The sequence below is a fragment of the Chamaesiphon sp. genome (genome assembly GCF_041737865.1).
In the GTDB taxonomy this organism is placed as follows: domain Bacteria; phylum Cyanobacteriota; class Cyanobacteriia; order Cyanobacteriales; family Chamaesiphonaceae; genus Chamaesiphon.
Window position 1 is genome coordinate 1 of sequence record NZ_JBGSQZ010000037.1, and the last position, 17,948, is coordinate 17,948.

Genomic DNA, 17,948 nt, shown 5'->3' on the forward strand with positions numbered 1-17,948 from the left:
AAGGGGGAGCAAGAGTCTTAGTCCCCCTTTTTAAGGGGGATTTAGCGGCTCGCTATGGGCGGGGTTCCCCCGCACATAAAAGCGAGACAAGACAGGGGGATTCACACCAACTGCGGGTATTAAAAATAACTTTTCAAACACCCTCTTAGAGGGTGGGCATGGAGCGGCGTTTTTATTATGGGGTTCCCCTCGCATAAAAAACGCCAAGACGGGAGAACCCACGCATAAAAACGACGCAGAATAAAAAATGATCGGATAGCACCGCCCATACAGGTTAACTTTACGGATTCTCCTTTGTTAATAGTTGAGCGAATTATCATCAGATTGACTAAATCGATACAAAAGCGATCGCCAACCAATGCTAGGTTATAGCAAGGTTGGCGATTGCTTTTAGCTAAATGTAATTAGCTCAATTATGTAGTCAGATTTTAAATTCCGATTTCACCAAAAGTAGATCGAGGCTAAAGAACCTCGACCCATAACTTCTAAGCGGCTGGTTCTGGAACCACAGCAGTCAAACTATCAAGTGAGAGTGGAATAAAATCACAAGTACTGGTTAAGCCTAATAACATTGGTTCGTTGGCATTGATAACTTTACCTGTAATCCCACAGCGTTCCTCTGCGTTTGCAGTTGCAGCGACGGTAGCGCGGATATCTTCAGAAGTAAATCGATGGCGATAATCGCCAGATTTTTGCTGTACATATTTCCACAGTACCTCACGGATCAACGCTTGATAGCCTTGATGTCCAGAGATTTCTTTCAGCCGTTCTTTAAGTTCGCGTTCTAGGCGAATGCTTGTGACCTCCATTTCAGTGGTTGGAGTCCGCTTGAGTGTGTGCATTATGAGATTGCTCCGAGAGTTCGGTTTAGACAGGGTGGTGTATTTAGCGTACTACTTTCTGCATTAAATAGCAAACATTTTCTAGACTTTACTAATTATTCAGTAATTGGTTACATTTCTGAGACTTTTAGAGGTGCAATTGCGGAATTGAGGGTGAAGCGGCTGTAGATGAGAGCGGGAGTTAAAGGTGATGTTTGAGAAATGGTTTGAGTTTTAGCAATTTTCACGAGGGGACAAAGATTAAATAAAAATTTGTAGCTCGATCGTTCCCGATCCTCACAATTTCCTCAGTTTGTAGCTCGATCGCTCCCGATCCTCACAATTTCCTCACAATTTTTATTTAAGCTATACCAAAAGCCAGCTTGCCAACTTCACCGATTCATAAAAGCCTATGTTGAAATTAATTTACACCGAAACAGCCCTACATTTGGAATTAATTAACACAGATTTAGAGGATTGGATCGAGCAACGGCTGATATTTGCCACTAGTATTGGTGAAACGCTCTGGGCGAATGCGGAAAAGGCAACTTTTCTCTTGCCAGAAGCAATCTGTGAAGTCACAGCCGTCAATCTTTACTTTCACAATCAGGGGGTAAAGAGTGTCACCGCGCATCGCTGCGATCTAGATCGAGTCGAAATCGGACTGATTGGCTATTGGCTGGCTACTGATACCGATAGTGCTGAAGGTGTATTTGTCACGCAATTACCCGATCGAGTAGAATTACATCTGTGGCGACTCTGGTTGAGTGCAAATAGCCACTCATTTGCCAGCGACAGCGCGATCGGCTAACAGGTCGAATGCTGCAATGATAGAGATTGACTAATTATTTCTCCCAATCTCTGATTAATTTGAAAAAACAACGTCTGGACTTATTACTAGTAGAACGCAAGCTGTGTGAATCTCGCCAGTTGGCACAACGCTGGATTCAGGCAGGAGAAGTGCGGGTAAATGGTGAGGTGGTGGATAAGTCGGGCACGGCGATTTTATTGACAGCGACAGTCGAAGTCAAAGCTAGGGCGAGATTTGTGTCACGGGGTGGTGAAAAATTAGCCAAGGCTTTGACAGTCTTTGAGATTACCACACTCGATCGGATCTGCCTAGATGCTGGGATTTCTACAGGTGGTTTTACGGATTGTCTATTGCAAGCTGGCGCAAAGCAAGTCTACGGCATCGATGTTGGCTACGGACAAGTAGACTGGAAGCTCCGCACTGACGATCGAGTCATTCTACGCGAACGGACGAATATTCGCCATCTCACCCCTGCCGAACTTTATGGCGAACCAGTTGAGGATGTGTATCCAGTCACATTACCCGATCTGGCGGTGGTTGATGTCTCATTCATTTCCCTGAGCAAAATTTTACCAGCTTTGAAATCATTGCTGTTGGCACCAAAAGAACTCTTATTGCTGGTTAAACCGCAATTTGAGGTAGGTAAAGGCGCAATTGGGAAGAATGGAGTAGTTAGAGACTTATCAGCTCAAGCAGGGGCAATTTCAGGGGTACTAGCTGCGGCGCAAGATTTGGGTTGGTACTATCGTGGATTAACTTGGTCGCCTTTGGTCGGCCCAGCCGGAAATATTGAGTATCTATTGTGGTTGAGTACTAGTGGAAATGAGTCTGTGACGACACCAGATTTAGCCGCAATTCGAGCGGTGACTGAATCTGCATATCAGGCGTTATCATAAAAATTACTACCCCAATCCGGATAAATATGGGTGCTATAATGCAGGTTATTTTGGCAAAGATGTTTGAGAGGTAGCAAATATTACTCGATCTGCTTAGTTTCGGCGTGTGTCTTGTTTGCTCGATCTCAGAGATACACCGCCGAAAAATGCCGCGCTAGGTTATTCAAAAACGATACCACGATAAACTTGATCGATCGGGAAACTTAAATTGATACTTCTTAGCTCAACAATATCACCAGCACGATATTGAGTAATAACCCATTCTCCCAGATCGTTTTTCCGATAAAGGTCAACAGATATTGACTTAGTACTAACCAGAACATATTCTGTCAAAACCGGATTACGGCGATATCGATAAAACTTTTCACTGCGTTCGCGTAGCGTCTCCATCGGAGAATCGTAAGCCTCGGTACTATCTGACAGAACTTCAACTATTAAGCAGGGATAAGATATATATTGAGTATTAGTTTTATCTCGATTGTCACAAGTCACACTAGCATCTGGATAACTATAATCTGTAGTTTCTAAAATATTAATTCTGACATCGGAATTACCAGTTATACAAGGGCTATCATCTAAATAACTATCTAACATAGCAGTAATCTTAATACCGATTCGACCATGATTGATAGTCCCACCACTCATCGCATAAACTTGACCATCAATTAGCTCATGTCTCTCTAATTGTTGTTCCTCCCAAACAAAATATTCTTCGGGAGTGAATCGTGGAGAATTTTCTCTTACAGCAATCATTTAATTTAATCCTTAAAGTTGTTAAATCTACTTAATTATCGCGCTAATTATTAATTTTAATTGTTGCTGACCATCCATTTAAGAATACCGAGGATACGTTCGACTGGAGTAACTTGATACTCATTCAGGTCGAGCGTTAGATCCTTATTTTCAAGCTTGAGAAATTGCCACAACTTCCCGCTGGTAACACAACCATATACAATCGGAATAGGCTTATTCTCATTAGCATTAAAGATTTGAGCAGCAACCATTTCAGCGGCACACTGCCCTAAGCCTACATCTAATTCTCCCTTTTTTGCTTCCACTAACATCACAATCGGAGCTTGGATTATAGATGAGATCGTAGATCTACTTAACAAGAAGTCGCAAAAGCCATTTAGACCACGCTCTCTATCGACATTGAACTCTTCACCTGAAAATAGTTGTATTCGGTTATCTGCCAATCGCAACAACTCAACTAAAATTGGACTAACTAACAACTCTGACTTTGCCTTTTCAGATTTTGCCTTCTGTGCCAAAGGTAAATATTGTTCAAAAATGTTTAAAAACTCTGCCTTTGGTGATACTGACGGTAGAGATTCACAAAAAGCTGACTCTATTAAATTTAAATCAAATTGACCGATCGTATCTTGTAGAGAAAAGTCATTATAAGCCATGATATTTAGTTACCCAATAATGACAGCAATCTGAGTAGGATACATCGAAACATTTGACGACTTCTACTCTATATCTGACGATAAACATCTCGATCGCGACCCAGACAAAAGCCGATCGAGTGTGATAAGCTCCGATTGCCCCAGATCGAAAATACCACAATCGCACTAGCCGCCATCCCTGTGCCGATCGTAAAAATCCCCGGATAACCGACAGCTTGAGCGATCGTCCCAAATACAGGTGCAGCGATCGCAATCCCCAGATCCAGTCCGGTGATACATGTCGATAATACTTGCCCGCGATGTTGAGGTAAAGATCGATCGGATACTAAAGTCACTGTCATCGGGATCAAAGTTCCGCTCCCCAATCCTTCGAGAATTGCCGCGATGACAAAACTCATCTCGCTCCTAGCAGTAGCTAAAAAAGCAATACCGACTGTATAACAACACAGACTTCCAGCGATAAATACACCTCGCCCATATCGATCGGATCTACTCCCAATCAGCGATCTAGCACTAAAACTAGCTATCGCTGAAATCGTATAGAATAAACCTGGATTGAAATCAATCTGAATACTCTGAATATATAGAGGCAAAAATGTATGAATTGCCCCGAACGGAAACCCAATCAACATTAATACTAAAGCCGGAATCCCCAGAGCTGGATTAGTTAATATTTTCCAGATCGAAGTAGTTGGTACTGGTTCAATTTCTAGGGGATCGATCGCGCTGCGGGATTCGCGTAATTGAGTAGTAGAGATAAATGCGATCGCCCCACAGACGATCGATACCCAAAAGATCGCACTGTACATTCCAGCTACTTGTAAATAACCACCAATCGCTGGGCCTAATGCCACACCAACGGGATTTGTGAGGCTCATCAAGCCAATGATTTCTCCTCGTTGTTTCGGGGGAGCCAAATCTACAACCAAGGCACTATAAGCCGTTGTAAAGGCGGCAATACTAATCCCATGAAATGCCCGAATTAACATTAATAATGGAATCGAAGTCACCGCCAGATAACCGAAGGGAGCGATCGCGACTACTGCCGTACCGATTAATAATACTAACTTTCGTCCTCTAGTATCGACTAACTTGCCCACGATCGGTCGCGTTGCTAATAACCCGATCGCAAAAGCCCCGATAATTAACCCAATCTGTTGCTGCTTGATCCCGATCGCATCGAGATATGCAGGTAATGTTGGTAATAAAATTCCGATACTTATCCAAAATAATAAGCCCGTAATAAATAACACCCGCAAATTGCGCCGCTGTTGCGGTTCGAGCTGATTCAAAGTGTTCATGATAAAGGAGTTGCTGTTGCTCCATCCCCTTGATAAGGGGAGGGTTGGGGTGGGGTAAAATCTACGCACAAGTCTGTTGGACTTCGTTGTTAGCGGTAGATCGCCCTGTCTTGTCGTTTTTTTATTAGGGGGGAACCCCCGAATAAAAACGCCGCTAAATCCCCCTTAAAAAGGGGGACTAAGAGTCCGTTTCCCCCCTTTTGAAGCTACCGTGTATACATATCTCCAGTGAGCAGCGAAATTGGTAGAATCCCCCTAAATCCCCCTTAAAAAGGGGGACTTTAAAGCCCCCTTTTTAAGGGGGTTGGGGGATTTAGATCTAGAAACGAAGTCCAGCCAACTTGTGTATACACGGTAGCTTTTGAAGGGGGGTTAGGGGGGATCTAGATCTACGCAGCATTCTTGCCTACCCGACTCGATATTCGATCGCATGAGTCGAACTAATCCATTCACCCTTGTCATTGTAGCTACGAATCAATCGCTGGCGTTCATCATCCGACAATAGCCAACCGGCCTCCACAAAAAATGGTTGTCGATGACTAACTTGCATAGGAATATTACTCGATACCCCGTCGGGTAATAATAATACCTGGCGCGGCATAGCTCCCTCCTCAAAATACAGCCGATTTCCATCGATGCGTGCAGTTGAAGAAATCGTGCGACTACCAAAAGCTAGTTGTTGATGCAGGTAGCCGTCAATCGCGCGGATCTCCAAACTCACAGCAGCAGTCTCTGGAGCTTTCCAGTCTGCGTAAGCAGTCTCAGCCTTTCCTTCCCACTTACCCACCAACTGTTCTACCGTCAACGCAGGGCGCAACGTCGCATCCGTAACGCTCCGAATCTCCCGAATTAGCGTCTGACTAGCAAAACATCCCTGTCGATCGAATAATTGTACCAAACGCGATCGCCGATCTCCCGCCACAAATCCATACTCCGCCCCAAATTCCGCAAAAGGAGCCACTTGCAGCGAACCTTTAGAAAAAGCCCCCGTATCGAAAAATACCGCTTGTCTACCCAAAGAGCGGTATTCCTGAACTCGATCGGATGTCGGCTGTTCGCTAATATCATTCGCAAAACGGCGCAAGCGGAACTTTACCAGTTGATTCGCTTCCAACCCTTCGAGCGTCAAAATCGACGGCGTAGAACCGAGCAACTCGCCCTCAGTCGAGATCTGAGTAAATGTCCCCTCCCATACTCCAAGATTTTTGAGAAAATTGTCCCAGTTACTTTCCATGTACACCCGCGATCGATCCGATCGAAATTCACAAATCTAAGTCCAAGGCTTAATTATAGTCCTCTTCATTCTGGGAGGAGCTGCTGCTCAGGATCGATCGAAAATCCTTAATTTTAGTAGTCGCGCTTGTCACTTCACCTGCGCCTTGAACGATCGATCGATTCGATCGACTCATTTTAGCAACCACTTTGTGTACCCATAGCAATATCTCTTGAAATATGCCAACGATCGCGATCGTCAGATCCCTAACCGATCGAAGTCCTAAAAATGAGCGATCGCGATCGTATGAGGTTTAACTAATTAAAGCTATAAAAGAGTAGTCTACTTCATTCCTGTTTTAATTATTCACATTTACTATACATCAGTATGTAAAAACACTGAATTAGATTTTTTATACCCGCTGAATTATTTGCGGGTGAATTCAAGTAATCCTGAATCAGAGATTGAAGATCCGAGTTTATACGGTACTCAATTATAGAGAGTCTAAATTATGATAGCTAGTAAACATGTAATCAGATTATTCACATCTAAATATACAAAATTGACTAGATTTTTAGACTCAACTATCTTTATCTAGAGTCTTTACACTTAATATCGATAAATATCAGTCGATCGCCATGTCAAACATCTACCTATCTCCACTAATTTAGATACATTATAACTCTCAAATCCTATGAAATCCTTCCGATCCTATCTGACTAAACTCGATCGCTCTAAGCAAAGCCCAGACAATTTAGGTACATATCAGCCTACTCCACACCAAAAACCATACCGCGCTCTCCTCGCCACCTCTTTGATCGCTGGTTCGCAGTTATTGGCGATGATGTCTGCTAGTGCCAACCCAGTTCCCACCCCCTCTCAACCAAGTCCGCTCGTTCCCACTCGCGTCATCCTGAACGGTAGCTTTGAGCAACCAGCGCAAGGAGCGGATGGAGCTGGTTATGGTATTAATGAAAGCTATAATAACCCCTCTCCTGGTGCTCCCGTTATTTGGCGAACCACAGAACCGGGCAATGCAGGGGGTACATATAAAGATCAGCTAGAACTTTGGAAGGGAATTAGGACAAGCAACGGGGGTCAAAGTACTAGCTCTGGTGCAGGGTCGCAGTATGCCGAGATAAATGCTTCAACTAATGCTTCAATCTATCAAGATATTTGTGTTCGTCCGAGTGAAAACGTTAAATGGGATCTATTGCACGCTGCCAGAAAAAAGAGCACTGCGGATCCAACTAACATCATGCGAGTATCGATTACCGATCCTGCTGCTTGGCTCAATAGCAAGACTCCTCCATCAATTAAGCTATATGAGAGTAACGCACTTACCACCACATACAGCCAGCGTTGGCAAGCAAAAACCGGAACTTGGCTGATGAGTAGCAACACTAGCATTAAAGCTTTACGCTTCGCCTTTCAGGCAATTCAAGGCTCGGATGGCGATATTAGTTACGGTAATTTCATTGATGATGTTAAGTTAAACCTGTCACCACTAATTGACTTTTTACCAACCAATGGCGGTAATGTCAATCTAGCCACCACTACAGAAGGAAATCCCACGTCAGGAAATCCTCCCTACTACTATCTGAGCTTGAGAATCAACGGCATCACCACTACTGCGAGTACTGTCAGGATTAACTTGACGGGTTTAAATGCAACTCGTCCGTTTACACTTGGAGCTATCTTGAAGGGTAATGCAACACTAACTGGGCTGAGTGCAACCAGCAATGCCATCACCAGCGGTGCGAAAGAAATTATCCTAACTATTCCCGCCGGAACTTATGACGCTAACGTAGTGAGTAACTATATTCATATTCCGATCGACTTTAGCGATACGACTAAACAACGAAATGACAACCTGATCTTCACATTAACCACAGTAGCGGGAGGAGGAACGGCTGGTGTTGCCGATCTCTCTATTGGCTCCACCAACTGTACCAGCGAGCGCATCACAGTCGAGACCTTGTTAAGAGATGATGATTATGAAGAGAGAGTCCAACTACCAGTACCGCTAACTGTGGCAGCACGCCGCTCCAAATAAGAGAAATCCAGTCGTTGATAATCCCCGTCGATAAATTATCGACGGGGATTTTTGGTTAGAGTAGCGGCAATTGCAAATTTAAACTTATTTAGGGCTTGCTGAATAAGTCTAGCGATCGAATCTTGCCGCCACACAGCTTGCAAATCTTGGGGTTCTCGCTCGATTTCTAAAATTATCCGCCGAGAACCCACAAAGGGTGCAAGGGTTTTGAGCCTTTATAGCAATCCTAAATGAGAATATAAAACTTTAGTACAAGTTTATTATGTTTTAATCGTTATTCATCAATGGTTTGGGACATGAGCAGATGTACTGATCTAGTATTAAATCAAATAGGATTGCTACAGATGTCATAACCTTGCACTTTACTGCTAAAAAAAGGCTCAAAACCCTTACAGCGACTGGTCTCTGGATTTGTTCAGTAAGCCCTATTTATATATGTGGCAGGGCTAAGCTGTCTTACATCTAAATCTTTTGGCTGAATCTCTTACGGCAAGGGTTACAGAGGACAAAAAGAGTGTTTTAAATGTTTGACAGCTTACCGTGTTTACACAAGTCTGTTTGAGTTGCTGTGGAGATCTTTACCCCACCCCAGCCCTCCCCTTATCAAGGCTACCGTGTATACACATCTTTGGTGAGAAGCGAAATTGGTGGGAATCCCCCTGTCTTGTCGTCTTTTTATTCGGGGTCTCCCCCGAATAAAAACGCCGCTAAATCCCCCTTAAAAAGGGGGACTTTGACCCGATCTTAGCCCCCTTTTTAAGGGGGTTTGGGGGATTCGGATCTAGAAACGAAGCCTAGCGGACTTGTGTATACACGGTAGCCTTATAAAGGGGGGGGTAGAGCAACATCAAGAATGAAGTCCAGCCGACTTGTCGGTATGCGGTAGCCTTTTTAACAAGGGAATCGGATTGTTAGCACAAGGAGCGAGATATCTTTTATTTCGCTCCTTGTGCAATCCTCATGACATCTTTAGAAATTAATATCCACGAGTGAAGTTCTTTTGCTGAACATATGACGCTTTTGGAGTTATGGGCGGTAATAGCTCAACATTACTAAAGTTAGTATCGTAATTGAAGTTCCTGAAAGGAACATTGTAATAAGGGAAGGATGTAGGATTACCCCCACCTGGTACATATATGCCACTATATTCTAGTGGTGCTCCCAGACTAATCAACGATCCAGTATAGTTGAGAGCAAGAGGAGTCCCATTATTGTCCCAGTCTTCTAATAGCCGGATGTAGTTATTTACTCCACCACTGTATTGAGCTGGTAAGATAGGTCTACCCTTATTCCCATTGCTGACCTGAGTATTTGACAAGAAAGCTGCATTTATTGCCATTGGAGTAGCAACCAAATCATAAGTGACCGGAGTGCCATCAATGTTGGGCGGAAGTCCACATTTTAACTGACCTAAAAATACGCCTAAAAGGTTAGATGTATTAGTTAAAGGTGCTGGCGTTATGGTGTTAACACATTCATTTGACAAAACAGTAATTGTATCGGCAACGACTGCCGCAGGAAGCCTGTTGCCAGCGGCAGCAGTCGCAGCATTCGCCAACTGAGCCACTCCATTGTTATTATTATTATTGAAATTTCCTTGAATATATATAGATTGATCGCTACTCAAAAGTAGTGCACTTGGCAAGTAATCTCCACCATTAAAAGCAAAAGCAAATGGGCTTTTTCTTTTTGCATTCGTTGGATTTGTCGGATCGGCTGGATATGTTCGTAAGTAATCAAGGACAGGCCCAACTGGGCCTGTCGCTGGATTGATTTTGCGGACTTCGTTGGCTGCGATCTGACTAACCGTGATATCGTTGGTAGCCGACAATGACCCGCCACTACCATCGAGATCGTCACGAACAGTAGCATGTAAAACCAACCCGCCTTCAGTTTTGTCGTTAGAACCTAATCCTAGATACTGCAAACTACCAAATAGTTTTGTTGCATCTCCAGTAGTTGGTAGATCGAACGCATTGCCTCTAGTAAAGTTCGCACCCGTTCCAGCATTAAAAGCAATGCCTCTCGTAGAATTATTTGCTGTATAAACAGATATCATATTTAAATCAGTAGCTTCATCGGTCGAAGCAACATACAAACCATCACGATTCCAGACAGACAAACTCGCAATATTGGTTTGGAGCATCGTAATCCATCGCCGTTCACGACCATCGTAGAAGCCACTACTCCGAAGATTCCTAGCAGATTCCGTAGCAATTATATCTGGAGTAGGTCTCTCTACCCGCTGAATCGGTGCAGGCAGGAACCAAGCACCCAAAAGTGCAGCAATCTGATTTGGTGATGCCCTTAAAAGGGTATTACGATCGTCTAGAGGAAGCTCAGTTAGCGGAATCAGAGTCAGTAGGTCGTTAAATCCACTTCTAAAAACGCTGAGATAGCCATTACCATTAGCTGGATTATAAACTGGAAGGTAAAGTGGCTCGTTAAAAGCAGTATTTAGTCGATCGAATGGAACTGGAACTGGCGTAGAAACTAATGCAACTTGGAGAGCGCGAAGGATTTTTGTCCTGGTAAGAACAGTATTTGCGCCAGCACTCAAAACTGGTAGAATCGGTGCAGTTGGTTTACCTAAAGTTAGGTCTTCTCTGGCTCTGACTTGGGTAACAGTTTGAGTGGAAGTAGAATTAGTTTGATTAATCTCAGTCAATACCATCACAGGTTGACGCAGACTCTGAAGTTGACCCTTAGTGAATTGATAACAACCGAGCGTACTAAGTTTCTCCCGTGTCGGATCGACATAATTTGCCGCAGGATCGGTATTGGCTGTTGTTGGTAGCGTAGTCGTGCAGGTACTAGGACTGCCAGTTCTAATCGCAGTGAAGTTGAAGGGGATAATTGCTTGGTTGCGTCTCCAAGGTGTTATGGTTTTGTCAAAAACATCTCGATCTGGTACCATTTCCAGCCGCATGTCAGCTTGAGCATAGTAGATCCCGACTTTATCAGTAGCATAATTACGCTTTCTCGTGAACCCAGGTATGGGGGTCCTTAGCTCAATTGCTCCAGCAGCACCATCTTGGACTTTGGCGGCAATATTCCGATCCGCTGCCGTCTGAGTTGTAGCAGTAGTGTCAAAAGGAGCCGAGACAAGAGTCTTAGTATTTAGATAACCTTCCTGAGCAGTGTCATAAGCAGGGAAGGTCTGGCAGGTGCCTGTCGTGCAGTCATTTCCCGTCAGTAAGACTCTGGTAATTCCCGTGCGAGTCCCATAGGCATCTACTCTGTTATATATATTTCCGGCTGCCGACACTCTACCCAAAAAGGTCGTAAGCGAATTAGCTTGGTTTGGGCTAACTCCGGCTGGCTGTACGTACATATTGCCATTGGAGTGTACCCAACCGTTGATTTGCATCGGAGAGGTGGAGTTGAGTTCCATATCTCCACTGTAAAATATCCCAAATTGAAATAGAGGTATGACTCTATTGGTAAAAGTCATCGATAGACTTGTATTATTACTACTATTTCCTGCTGCTTCTGCTGTTGCTCCGGCTGCTGCTGCTGCTGCTTTTGTAGTATTATAGGCTGTAATCAAGGCAGCATCACCAGTCTCTGGGTATTTTCCCTGCTGCTGACGATTTATTGCTGCTTTTTGATCTGCTGTGTAAGTAGGTAAAGCTAAATTTGTTGGTAAAGTTACTGGTTTTTTTGCAGTAGAATGCACCACATATCTGTATTCCGCTGCATTCAATCCTGCATAAGAGTCCCCAGTTGGAATTGATATATACTGGGCAGCTCCATTAACATAATTTGTGCGATCGGACACCAATGTATAAGCAACATATGTGTTCTGCTCTTGTCCCCCAGAACTCAAAGCAATGTTTCCGCCTGCGATGACTCTAGCGATATTATTACTAGATTTAAACCGATAATTTTGGCATTCAAAATCATTCGTGCTTGTGCGATTACTTGCACTTGAAGTAACCGTAGGAAATCCAACACCAAAACATCCAACCAATCCTTTCTCACCTGTTGAATCGATAACTCCATCGACCCCCGAATAAGTCTCAAGTACTTTTCTAAACTCAACTGCTCTTTTATTCAAACCTGATTCAGCAACAGAAAAAGAACTCTGACTATCTACAAAAGCATCAGTTCGGGATTTTGCTAAATTACTAAAGATCAGACTAGCAGCGAGTAGCGAGAACATAATAATGCTCACGATCGACACTACCACCATCGCATAGCCTTGTTCGGATGATTTCTCTATTTTTTGCGCTTTTAGCAAAAGGCAAAGTAGTTTTGTATTCTTACTCATATAAATTTTAAGTATCTAAAATTAGTATTCCCAAACCAATGTGTAAGCAATACTTACCCTGCTTACCTCTGCCACCCATGAAAAAGTAAAAAGTTTTATTTTGAAAATGCTATTTGATTCAAAGCTGAGTCAGCCGCCAGCACTCGATTGTTTTCATCTCTGACTACGTTCACATTGGCTGAGTGCGATCGTTTGGCGCGTTTGGTATACCTAGAGTGGCGGTGCGAGACATAAAAAGGGAAGAATACAAGGTAGCTTTGTATTATTACTCAGACAAATTTCACCATATAGAGTTAGTATTCCCAAACTAAAAAAAAACCTATCACCTCGCTGTGAAAATCTTTTTAACTTGTCGGGTAAGGCTCAGAAGTCAATCCCCGCAAGTCTTTTGAGCTTTATATAGTAGCCCATACCCGCTTCGGGTGAACCTGGAAGCTAGATTCTGCGGATGGTAGGCACTGCTAGCCCTCTCAACGTGCAAAATTAGCTAAGGAATCAGGATTAAATAATATGCGTAGGTTGGGTTGAGCCTCGAAACCGAACGCTCTAGGGATGTTGGGTTTCGAGGCTCAACCCAACCTACAAAATATGTATCTTATTAAATCCTCGTTCCTAACCTGTGATGGTGAACATTCGCGATCGATCGGTACAATCGGAATTGGTTTACCCCACCCCAACCCTCCCCTTATAAAGGGGAGGGAGTAAACTCACTTGTACCAATACACAATTAACCTGTAAGGGTGCCCCTTGTGAGCACCCTAGAAGATCTGTGCCGATCGATAGTATTTTTTAACTGGTGGAAGATATGCGTAGATCGTTCTAATTATTTATCAAATTGATAATGCCTGAAACTCAGATAGTGAGACGTTTCCACCCTACATTACTTCATCATGTTAGGCTAAAGTAATTAGAATCCTTACACCACACTCTATGGCAATCGCGATCGACTTTGGGACTAGTAATACCGTCATCAGCCGTTGGAATGCCGCCACAAAACAAGCCGAAACGGTGACATTACCAGGATTGTCCCTGGTTGGGGGCATGAATCCACCGTTGATTCCCAGCTTGGTATATGTCGAAGATGCGAGTAAGGAGCGAGTCTTATTAGGTCAAATGGTACGCGATCGCGGACTAGATATCCAGAGCGACAATCGCTATTTTCGCGGCTTCAAGCGCGGGATTGGCGCACAGATTCAGGGATTTTTGCCGGAATTAGATGGAGTGTCGATGACATTCGAGCGGGTGGGCGAACTATTCCTCACTGGAATCATCAACCAGTTGCAGCAGTCGCTAGATGTGGGTGAATCCCTAGTAATCACAGTTCCCGTCGATAGTTTTGAGGTGTATCGCAGTTGGTTGAGTGGTGTATGTCAAACGCTCCCAGTCGATCGAATTCAACTCCTAGACGAACCAACAGCAGCGGCTTTGGGGTATGGTATGACAGCAGCCGAAACATTGCTAGTAGTCGATTTTGGTGGGGGTACGTTGGATCTGTCGCTGGTACAGTTGACAAAGCAAGTCCAGCAGGGGAAAAATCCCCTGGGCTTCTTGTTGAAGTGGGGGGACAAATCCCTCGCAGCGGCTACCCAAAAGCCCCAGTTAGCGCGGGTAATTGCCAAAGCGGGGCAAAATTTGGGGGGAACGGATATCGATAATTGGCTGGCGCAGGAGTTGGCGCAGGAACAAGGGGTAAATGTCACGCCATTGATTGTCCGGTTGGCAGAGAAATTAAAGATCCAATTATCTTTACAAGCTACGGCGACGGAAGTATATTTTGACGATCGAACTTTTGATAGTTATGAGTTGAGTTTGACACGCGATCGGTTCGAGCAAATTTTAACATCTCATCAATTTTTCGACAGGTTGGATGAGTCGATGATGCAGGTACTCCAACAAGCCAGACGCCAAGGAATTGAAACTAATGATATCGATGGCGTGTTATTAGTTGGCGGTACTGTCCAAATTTCCGCCGTGCAAACTTGGATTCGGCAGTATTTTGATGAGAGTAAACTGCGCCAATCGAAACCATTTGAAGCGATCGCTCACGGTGCTTTACAATTACTTCAAGGGATGGAAGTCGAAGATTTTCTCTATCATAGTTATGGCGTTCGCTATTGGGACAAGCGAAAAAATGCTCATAATTGGCATCCAATTATTCAATCGGGACAAGCCTATCCCATGTCAGCACCAGTGGAATTAACCCTCGGTGCATCACGAGAAAATCAACCCAGTATCGAACTAATTATCGGTGAATTAGGTGACACAACTGGGGGAACGGAAGTATATTTTGATGGCGATAGATTGATTACCCGCTGTTTGACTGGCGGGGTAAAAGATGTCAAAGCTCTGAACGATCGCGATGGTGGTAGAAGTATTGCCAAACTCCAACCAGCAGGATATCCTGGAGTCGATCGAGTTAAAGTGCTGTTTAATGTCGATGGCGATCGACAGCTCCGAATTAGCGTCGAAGATTTACTTACCGATCGAACACTACTAGCTAATGGTATCGTTGCACAATTGAGTTGAGGACACATTTAAATTAATTGATAATTAATAATTAATAATTAATAATTAATAATTGATAATTGGATTTTTAACGCTGCGGACAAATCCCCGACTTCTTAGAGAAGTCGGGGATCTGGGTTTCCATTCACCATTCACCATTCACCATTCACTATCCACCATCCTTTAACCCAGCACATCGTATGTCAACACTAACTTGCACTCGGAACAACTGTAAAGGCACGATCGATGATGGTTATTGCGATACCTGTGGGATGGCTACGCTCAAATCTCAATCCGTCGATATTGCACTCGCTGCAAGTGCCAGTAACCAACCAGTTCAAGCTAGCTCCCAGAGCCTCAAAACTGCGCCTAATAGTGCCTCAGTTACTACAGGTACGGGATCGAGTCCGACGAGCAATCGATCGCGTGGTACCCGTCGCAGTGCCCCGACAGTGGGCAAAAGCAGTCGCCGTCAACTGGGTGCGGGATTGGTTTCGATCCCAGAATTACCTCCTACCACGCCCGAATTAGCGATATTAGCCGAAGCTAAAGTACCTGAAAATAAACGGTTTTGTGCGGCTTGCAATCAAGCGGTTAAAAGAGATAAAGGCTTTTGTACCAAGTGCGGGCAAAAATATAACTTTGTACCGAGTCTGGTACCTGGAGATGTTGTCGGCGAACAGTATCAAGTCAAAGGCGCGATCGCGTATGGTGGGTTAGGCTGGATCTATCTGGGCTTCGACACATTATTATCGCGGTATGTCGTCCTCAAGGGTTTATTAAATAGTGAAGATGCGGCGAGTGCGGCGGTAGCCCTCGCCGAGCGGCAATTTTTGGCAGCAGTCAAGCACCCGAATATCGTCGGGATTTATAACTTTGTCACTCACGATGCCGAAGGCTATATCGTGATGGAATATGTCGGCGGTAAAACCCTCAAAGAAATTCGCAAGGAGCGCGGAACGCTACCAGTATCGGAAGCCATCGCCTATATCCATCGCGTACTGGGAGCTTTTGCGTATCTCCATCAGCTCGGTTTGGTTTACTGCGACTTCAAGCCAGATAATGTCATGCTCGAAGGGGATGATATCAAACTGATCGATCTGGGTGGTGCGCGCAAAATTGACGATCCCGATGGAGATATCTATGGGACGATCGGATATGCTGCTCCCGAAGCTGGCGAAGGGCCGACGATCGCATCGGATCTATTTACGATCGGGCGAACTTTAGCCGTACTCATCACCAATATTTCCGGCTTCAGTACCGAGCATCAATATACCTTACCCAGTGCCCAGTCAGACAGCGTTTTTGCCAAACAAGAATCTCTCTACCGCTTCCTACTCAAGGCTACAGCAACAGCCGCAGACGATCGATTTCAGACAGCCGAAGAGATGGCGGAACAACTTTTGGGCGTATTAAGAGAAGTTGTCGCCGCCGAAACTACTACCCCGCGCCCAGCGACGAGTATTTTATTCGATGGCGACAGGTTGGCTGTCACCGCTGGTGGTGATTTTAGCCCGATCGAGCCTAGCTACTTACATTTGCCCCATTTACTCATCGATATCAAAGATCCAGGCTTTAACGCCATCCTCAATGCCAGTATGACTACAGATCTCGATCGCCGGATCGAGCAATTAACTCAGGTAGTCAAACAATTACCCACCTCGATCGAAGCTAAACTGCGGCTGGCGAATAGCCGGATCGATCGAGGGCACATCGCATTAGGTGACTATACCGCAGCAGAAATGTTATTGGAACAAGTAGCCCAGCAAGATGCTTGGGATTGGCGGGTGGACTGGTATCGCGGTAAATCCCTCCTCGCCCAAAATCGTCCGCAGGAATCCCAAGCAGCATTCGATCGCGTCTACTTCGATCTCCCTGGAGAACTCGCGCCTAAACTGGCATTTGCGATCGCTGCCGAGCAGGGAAGCAACTATCTCCTCGCCGCTGGGATGTACGAAATTGTCGAACGTACCGATCTCAATTATCCCACTGCTGCCTTTGGTTTAGCCCGTTGTCGGCTGATGCAAGGCGATCGCAATGCCGCTGTCACCGCCTTGCAACAAGTTCCACCTACATCTAATTTATATACTAGAGCCAAAGTGGAAATCGCCCGCATTTTGGTCGATCGACAATTGCCAGTAGCCATCAATATTCCCCAACATCCCGCACCAACTCTCACTGAACTTAAATCAGCCACCCAAACAGTAGAATCCCTCACTCTAGAAGGGATCGAAAGATATCGACTCGATCGACAAGTATTAGAAACCGCCCTCACTTTACTCACATCCAAAGCCATTACCGCTCAAAATAATTTGATGATTTTGGGACAGCCACTTGAAGAGATTAAGCTGCGGGAAGGTTTAGAAAAAGTCTTGCGATCGATCGCGCATCTGAGTACTGGGGAGGATAAGATCGGATTAGTAGATGAAGCAAATCGAGTGCGACCAACAACGTTATTTTAGATCGATAAGTATTAACTTAGTAGACAATGAGATCTGCTCTAAATCGTGATGATGTTTAAACCCACATTCCGCTAGTTAGAGGGAGGATCGAGGAATTAAAATAGAAGCTAAACCAAAGCCAGAGCGCAAAGAGGTAATCATCACTTCAGCAATCAGCGTAGAAAATCTAGACCATCTGGGTATCGTAGCAGGATTGGTAGA

The 17,948-nt window shown here is 44.5% G+C and carries 12 protein-coding genes; 5 read left to right on the forward strand and 7 right to left on the reverse strand.

The genetic code is table 11. From position 1 onward, the window contains the following. Window positions 1-485: 485 nt before the first annotated feature. Complete coding sequence (locus ACEW9J_RS02550; protein ID WP_373543578.1) at window positions 486-842, reverse strand: hypothetical protein; 357 nt, start codon at window positions 840-842, stop codon at window positions 486-488. A gap of 391 nt (window positions 843-1,233) precedes the next feature. Between ACEW9J_RS02550 and ACEW9J_RS02555 the strand changes: the two genes are divergently transcribed. Together ACEW9J_RS02555 and ACEW9J_RS02560 are read left to right on the forward strand one after the other, a co-directional pair. Beyond that, window positions 1,234-1,632 carry an alr0857 family protein gene (locus ACEW9J_RS02555; protein WP_373543579.1) on the forward strand — a complete coding sequence of 133 codons (399 nt, stop codon included), beginning with the start codon at window positions 1,234-1,236 and terminating at the stop codon, window positions 1,630-1,632. 59 nt (window positions 1,633-1,691) lie between these two features. Continuing rightward, window positions 1,692-2,528 carry a TlyA family RNA methyltransferase gene (locus ACEW9J_RS02560; protein ID WP_373543589.1) on the forward strand — a complete coding sequence of 279 codons (837 nt, stop codon included), beginning with the start codon at window positions 1,692-1,694 and terminating at the stop codon, window positions 2,526-2,528. A gap of 159 nt (window positions 2,529-2,687) precedes the next feature. On the opposite strand, the gene ACEW9J_RS02565 is transcribed toward ACEW9J_RS02560, so the two are convergent. The 5 genes from ACEW9J_RS02565 to ACEW9J_RS02585 all read right to left on the reverse strand — a co-directional run bounded on the left by ACEW9J_RS02565 (window position 2,688) and on the right by ACEW9J_RS02585 (window position 6,647). After that, window positions 2,688-3,281 (reverse strand): Uma2 family endonuclease, encoded by a 594-nt coding sequence (locus ACEW9J_RS02565; RefSeq protein ID WP_373543580.1) that lies wholly within the window; start codon window positions 3,279-3,281, stop codon window positions 2,688-2,690. A gap of 56 nt (window positions 3,282-3,337) precedes the next feature. Next, entirely contained in the window at window positions 3,338-3,937 is a 600-nt protein-coding gene (locus tag ACEW9J_RS02570; protein ID WP_373543581.1) for a hypothetical protein, read from the reverse strand. 68 nt (window positions 3,938-4,005) lie between these two features. Next, window positions 4,006-5,238, reverse strand: a complete 1,233-nt coding sequence (locus ACEW9J_RS02575) for an MFS transporter (RefSeq protein WP_373543582.1) — start codon at window positions 5,236-5,238, stop codon at window positions 4,006-4,008. A 406-nt stretch (window positions 5,239-5,644) separates the two neighbouring features. Further along, window positions 5,645-6,472, reverse strand: a complete 828-nt coding sequence (locus ACEW9J_RS02580) for a DUF3598 family protein (protein ID WP_373543583.1) — start codon at window positions 6,470-6,472, stop codon at window positions 5,645-5,647. Window positions 6,473-6,521: 49 nt separating this feature from the next. Further along, window positions 6,522-6,647: a hypothetical protein gene (locus ACEW9J_RS02585; protein ID WP_373543584.1), complete on the reverse strand. Its 126-nt coding sequence runs from the start codon at window positions 6,645-6,647 to the stop codon at window positions 6,522-6,524. Between the two features lie 498 nt (window positions 6,648-7,145). Here ACEW9J_RS02585 and ACEW9J_RS02590 point away from each other — a divergent pair, with 498 nt between their 5' ends. Next, a complete protein-coding gene (locus ACEW9J_RS02590) occupies window positions 7,146-8,507 on the forward strand; it encodes a hypothetical protein (protein WP_373543585.1) in 1,362 nt (453 codons plus the stop codon). Window positions 8,508-9,483: 976 nt separating this feature from the next. Here the strand turns inward: ACEW9J_RS02590 and ACEW9J_RS02595 are convergent. Beyond that, window positions 9,484-12,780 carry a hypothetical protein gene (locus tag ACEW9J_RS02595; protein ID WP_373543586.1) on the reverse strand — a complete coding sequence of 1,099 codons (3,297 nt, stop codon included), beginning with the start codon at window positions 12,778-12,780 and terminating at the stop codon, window positions 9,484-9,486. Between the two features lie 930 nt (window positions 12,781-13,710). Here ACEW9J_RS02595 and ACEW9J_RS02600 point away from each other — a divergent pair. Both ACEW9J_RS02600 and ACEW9J_RS02605 read left to right on the forward strand, forming a co-directional pair. Beyond that, window positions 13,711-15,306, forward strand: coding sequence for an Hsp70 family protein (locus ACEW9J_RS02600; RefSeq protein WP_373543587.1), 1,596 nt, complete (start codon window positions 13,711-13,713; stop codon window positions 15,304-15,306). A 179-nt stretch (window positions 15,307-15,485) separates the two neighbouring features. Then, window positions 15,486-17,747 (forward strand): tetratricopeptide repeat protein, encoded by a 2,262-nt coding sequence (locus ACEW9J_RS02605; RefSeq protein WP_373543588.1) that lies wholly within the window; start codon window positions 15,486-15,488, stop codon window positions 17,745-17,747. Window positions 17,748-17,948 lie beyond the last annotated feature (201 nt).

Bases quoted from the DNA above. Each gene is read 5' to 3' on its own strand.
- ACEW9J_RS02550 (WP_373543578.1), bottom strand. From the start codon at position 842: ATGCACACACTCAAGCGGACTCCAACCACTGAAATGGAGGTCACAAGC.
- ACEW9J_RS02555 (WP_373543579.1), top strand. From the start codon at position 1,234: ATGTTGAAATTAATTTACACCGAAACAGCCCTACATTTGGAATTAATT.
- ACEW9J_RS02565 (WP_373543580.1), bottom strand. From the start codon at position 3,281: ATGATTGCTGTAAGAGAAAATTCTCCACGATTCACTCCCGAAGAATAT.
- ACEW9J_RS02570 (WP_373543581.1), bottom strand. From the start codon at position 3,937: ATGGCTTATAATGACTTTTCTCTACAAGATACGATCGGTCAATTTGAT.
- ACEW9J_RS02575 (WP_373543582.1), bottom strand. From the start codon at position 5,238: ATGAACACTTTGAATCAGCTCGAACCGCAACAGCGGCGCAATTTGCGG.
- ACEW9J_RS02580 (WP_373543583.1), bottom strand. From the start codon at position 6,472: ATGGAAAGTAACTGGGACAATTTTCTCAAAAATCTTGGAGTATGGGAG.
- ACEW9J_RS02585 (WP_373543584.1), bottom strand. From the start codon at position 6,647: ATGAGTCGATCGAATCGATCGATCGTTCAAGGCGCAGGTGAAGTGACA.
- ACEW9J_RS02590 (WP_373543585.1), top strand. From the start codon at position 7,146: ATGAAATCCTTCCGATCCTATCTGACTAAACTCGATCGCTCTAAGCAA.
- ACEW9J_RS02595 (WP_373543586.1), bottom strand. From the start codon at position 12,780: ATGAGTAAGAATACAAAACTACTTTGCCTTTTGCTAAAAGCGCAAAAA.
- ACEW9J_RS02600 (WP_373543587.1), top strand. From the start codon at position 13,711: ATGGCAATCGCGATCGACTTTGGGACTAGTAATACCGTCATCAGCCGT.
- ACEW9J_RS02605 (WP_373543588.1), top strand. From the start codon at position 15,486: ATGTCAACACTAACTTGCACTCGGAACAACTGTAAAGGCACGATCGAT.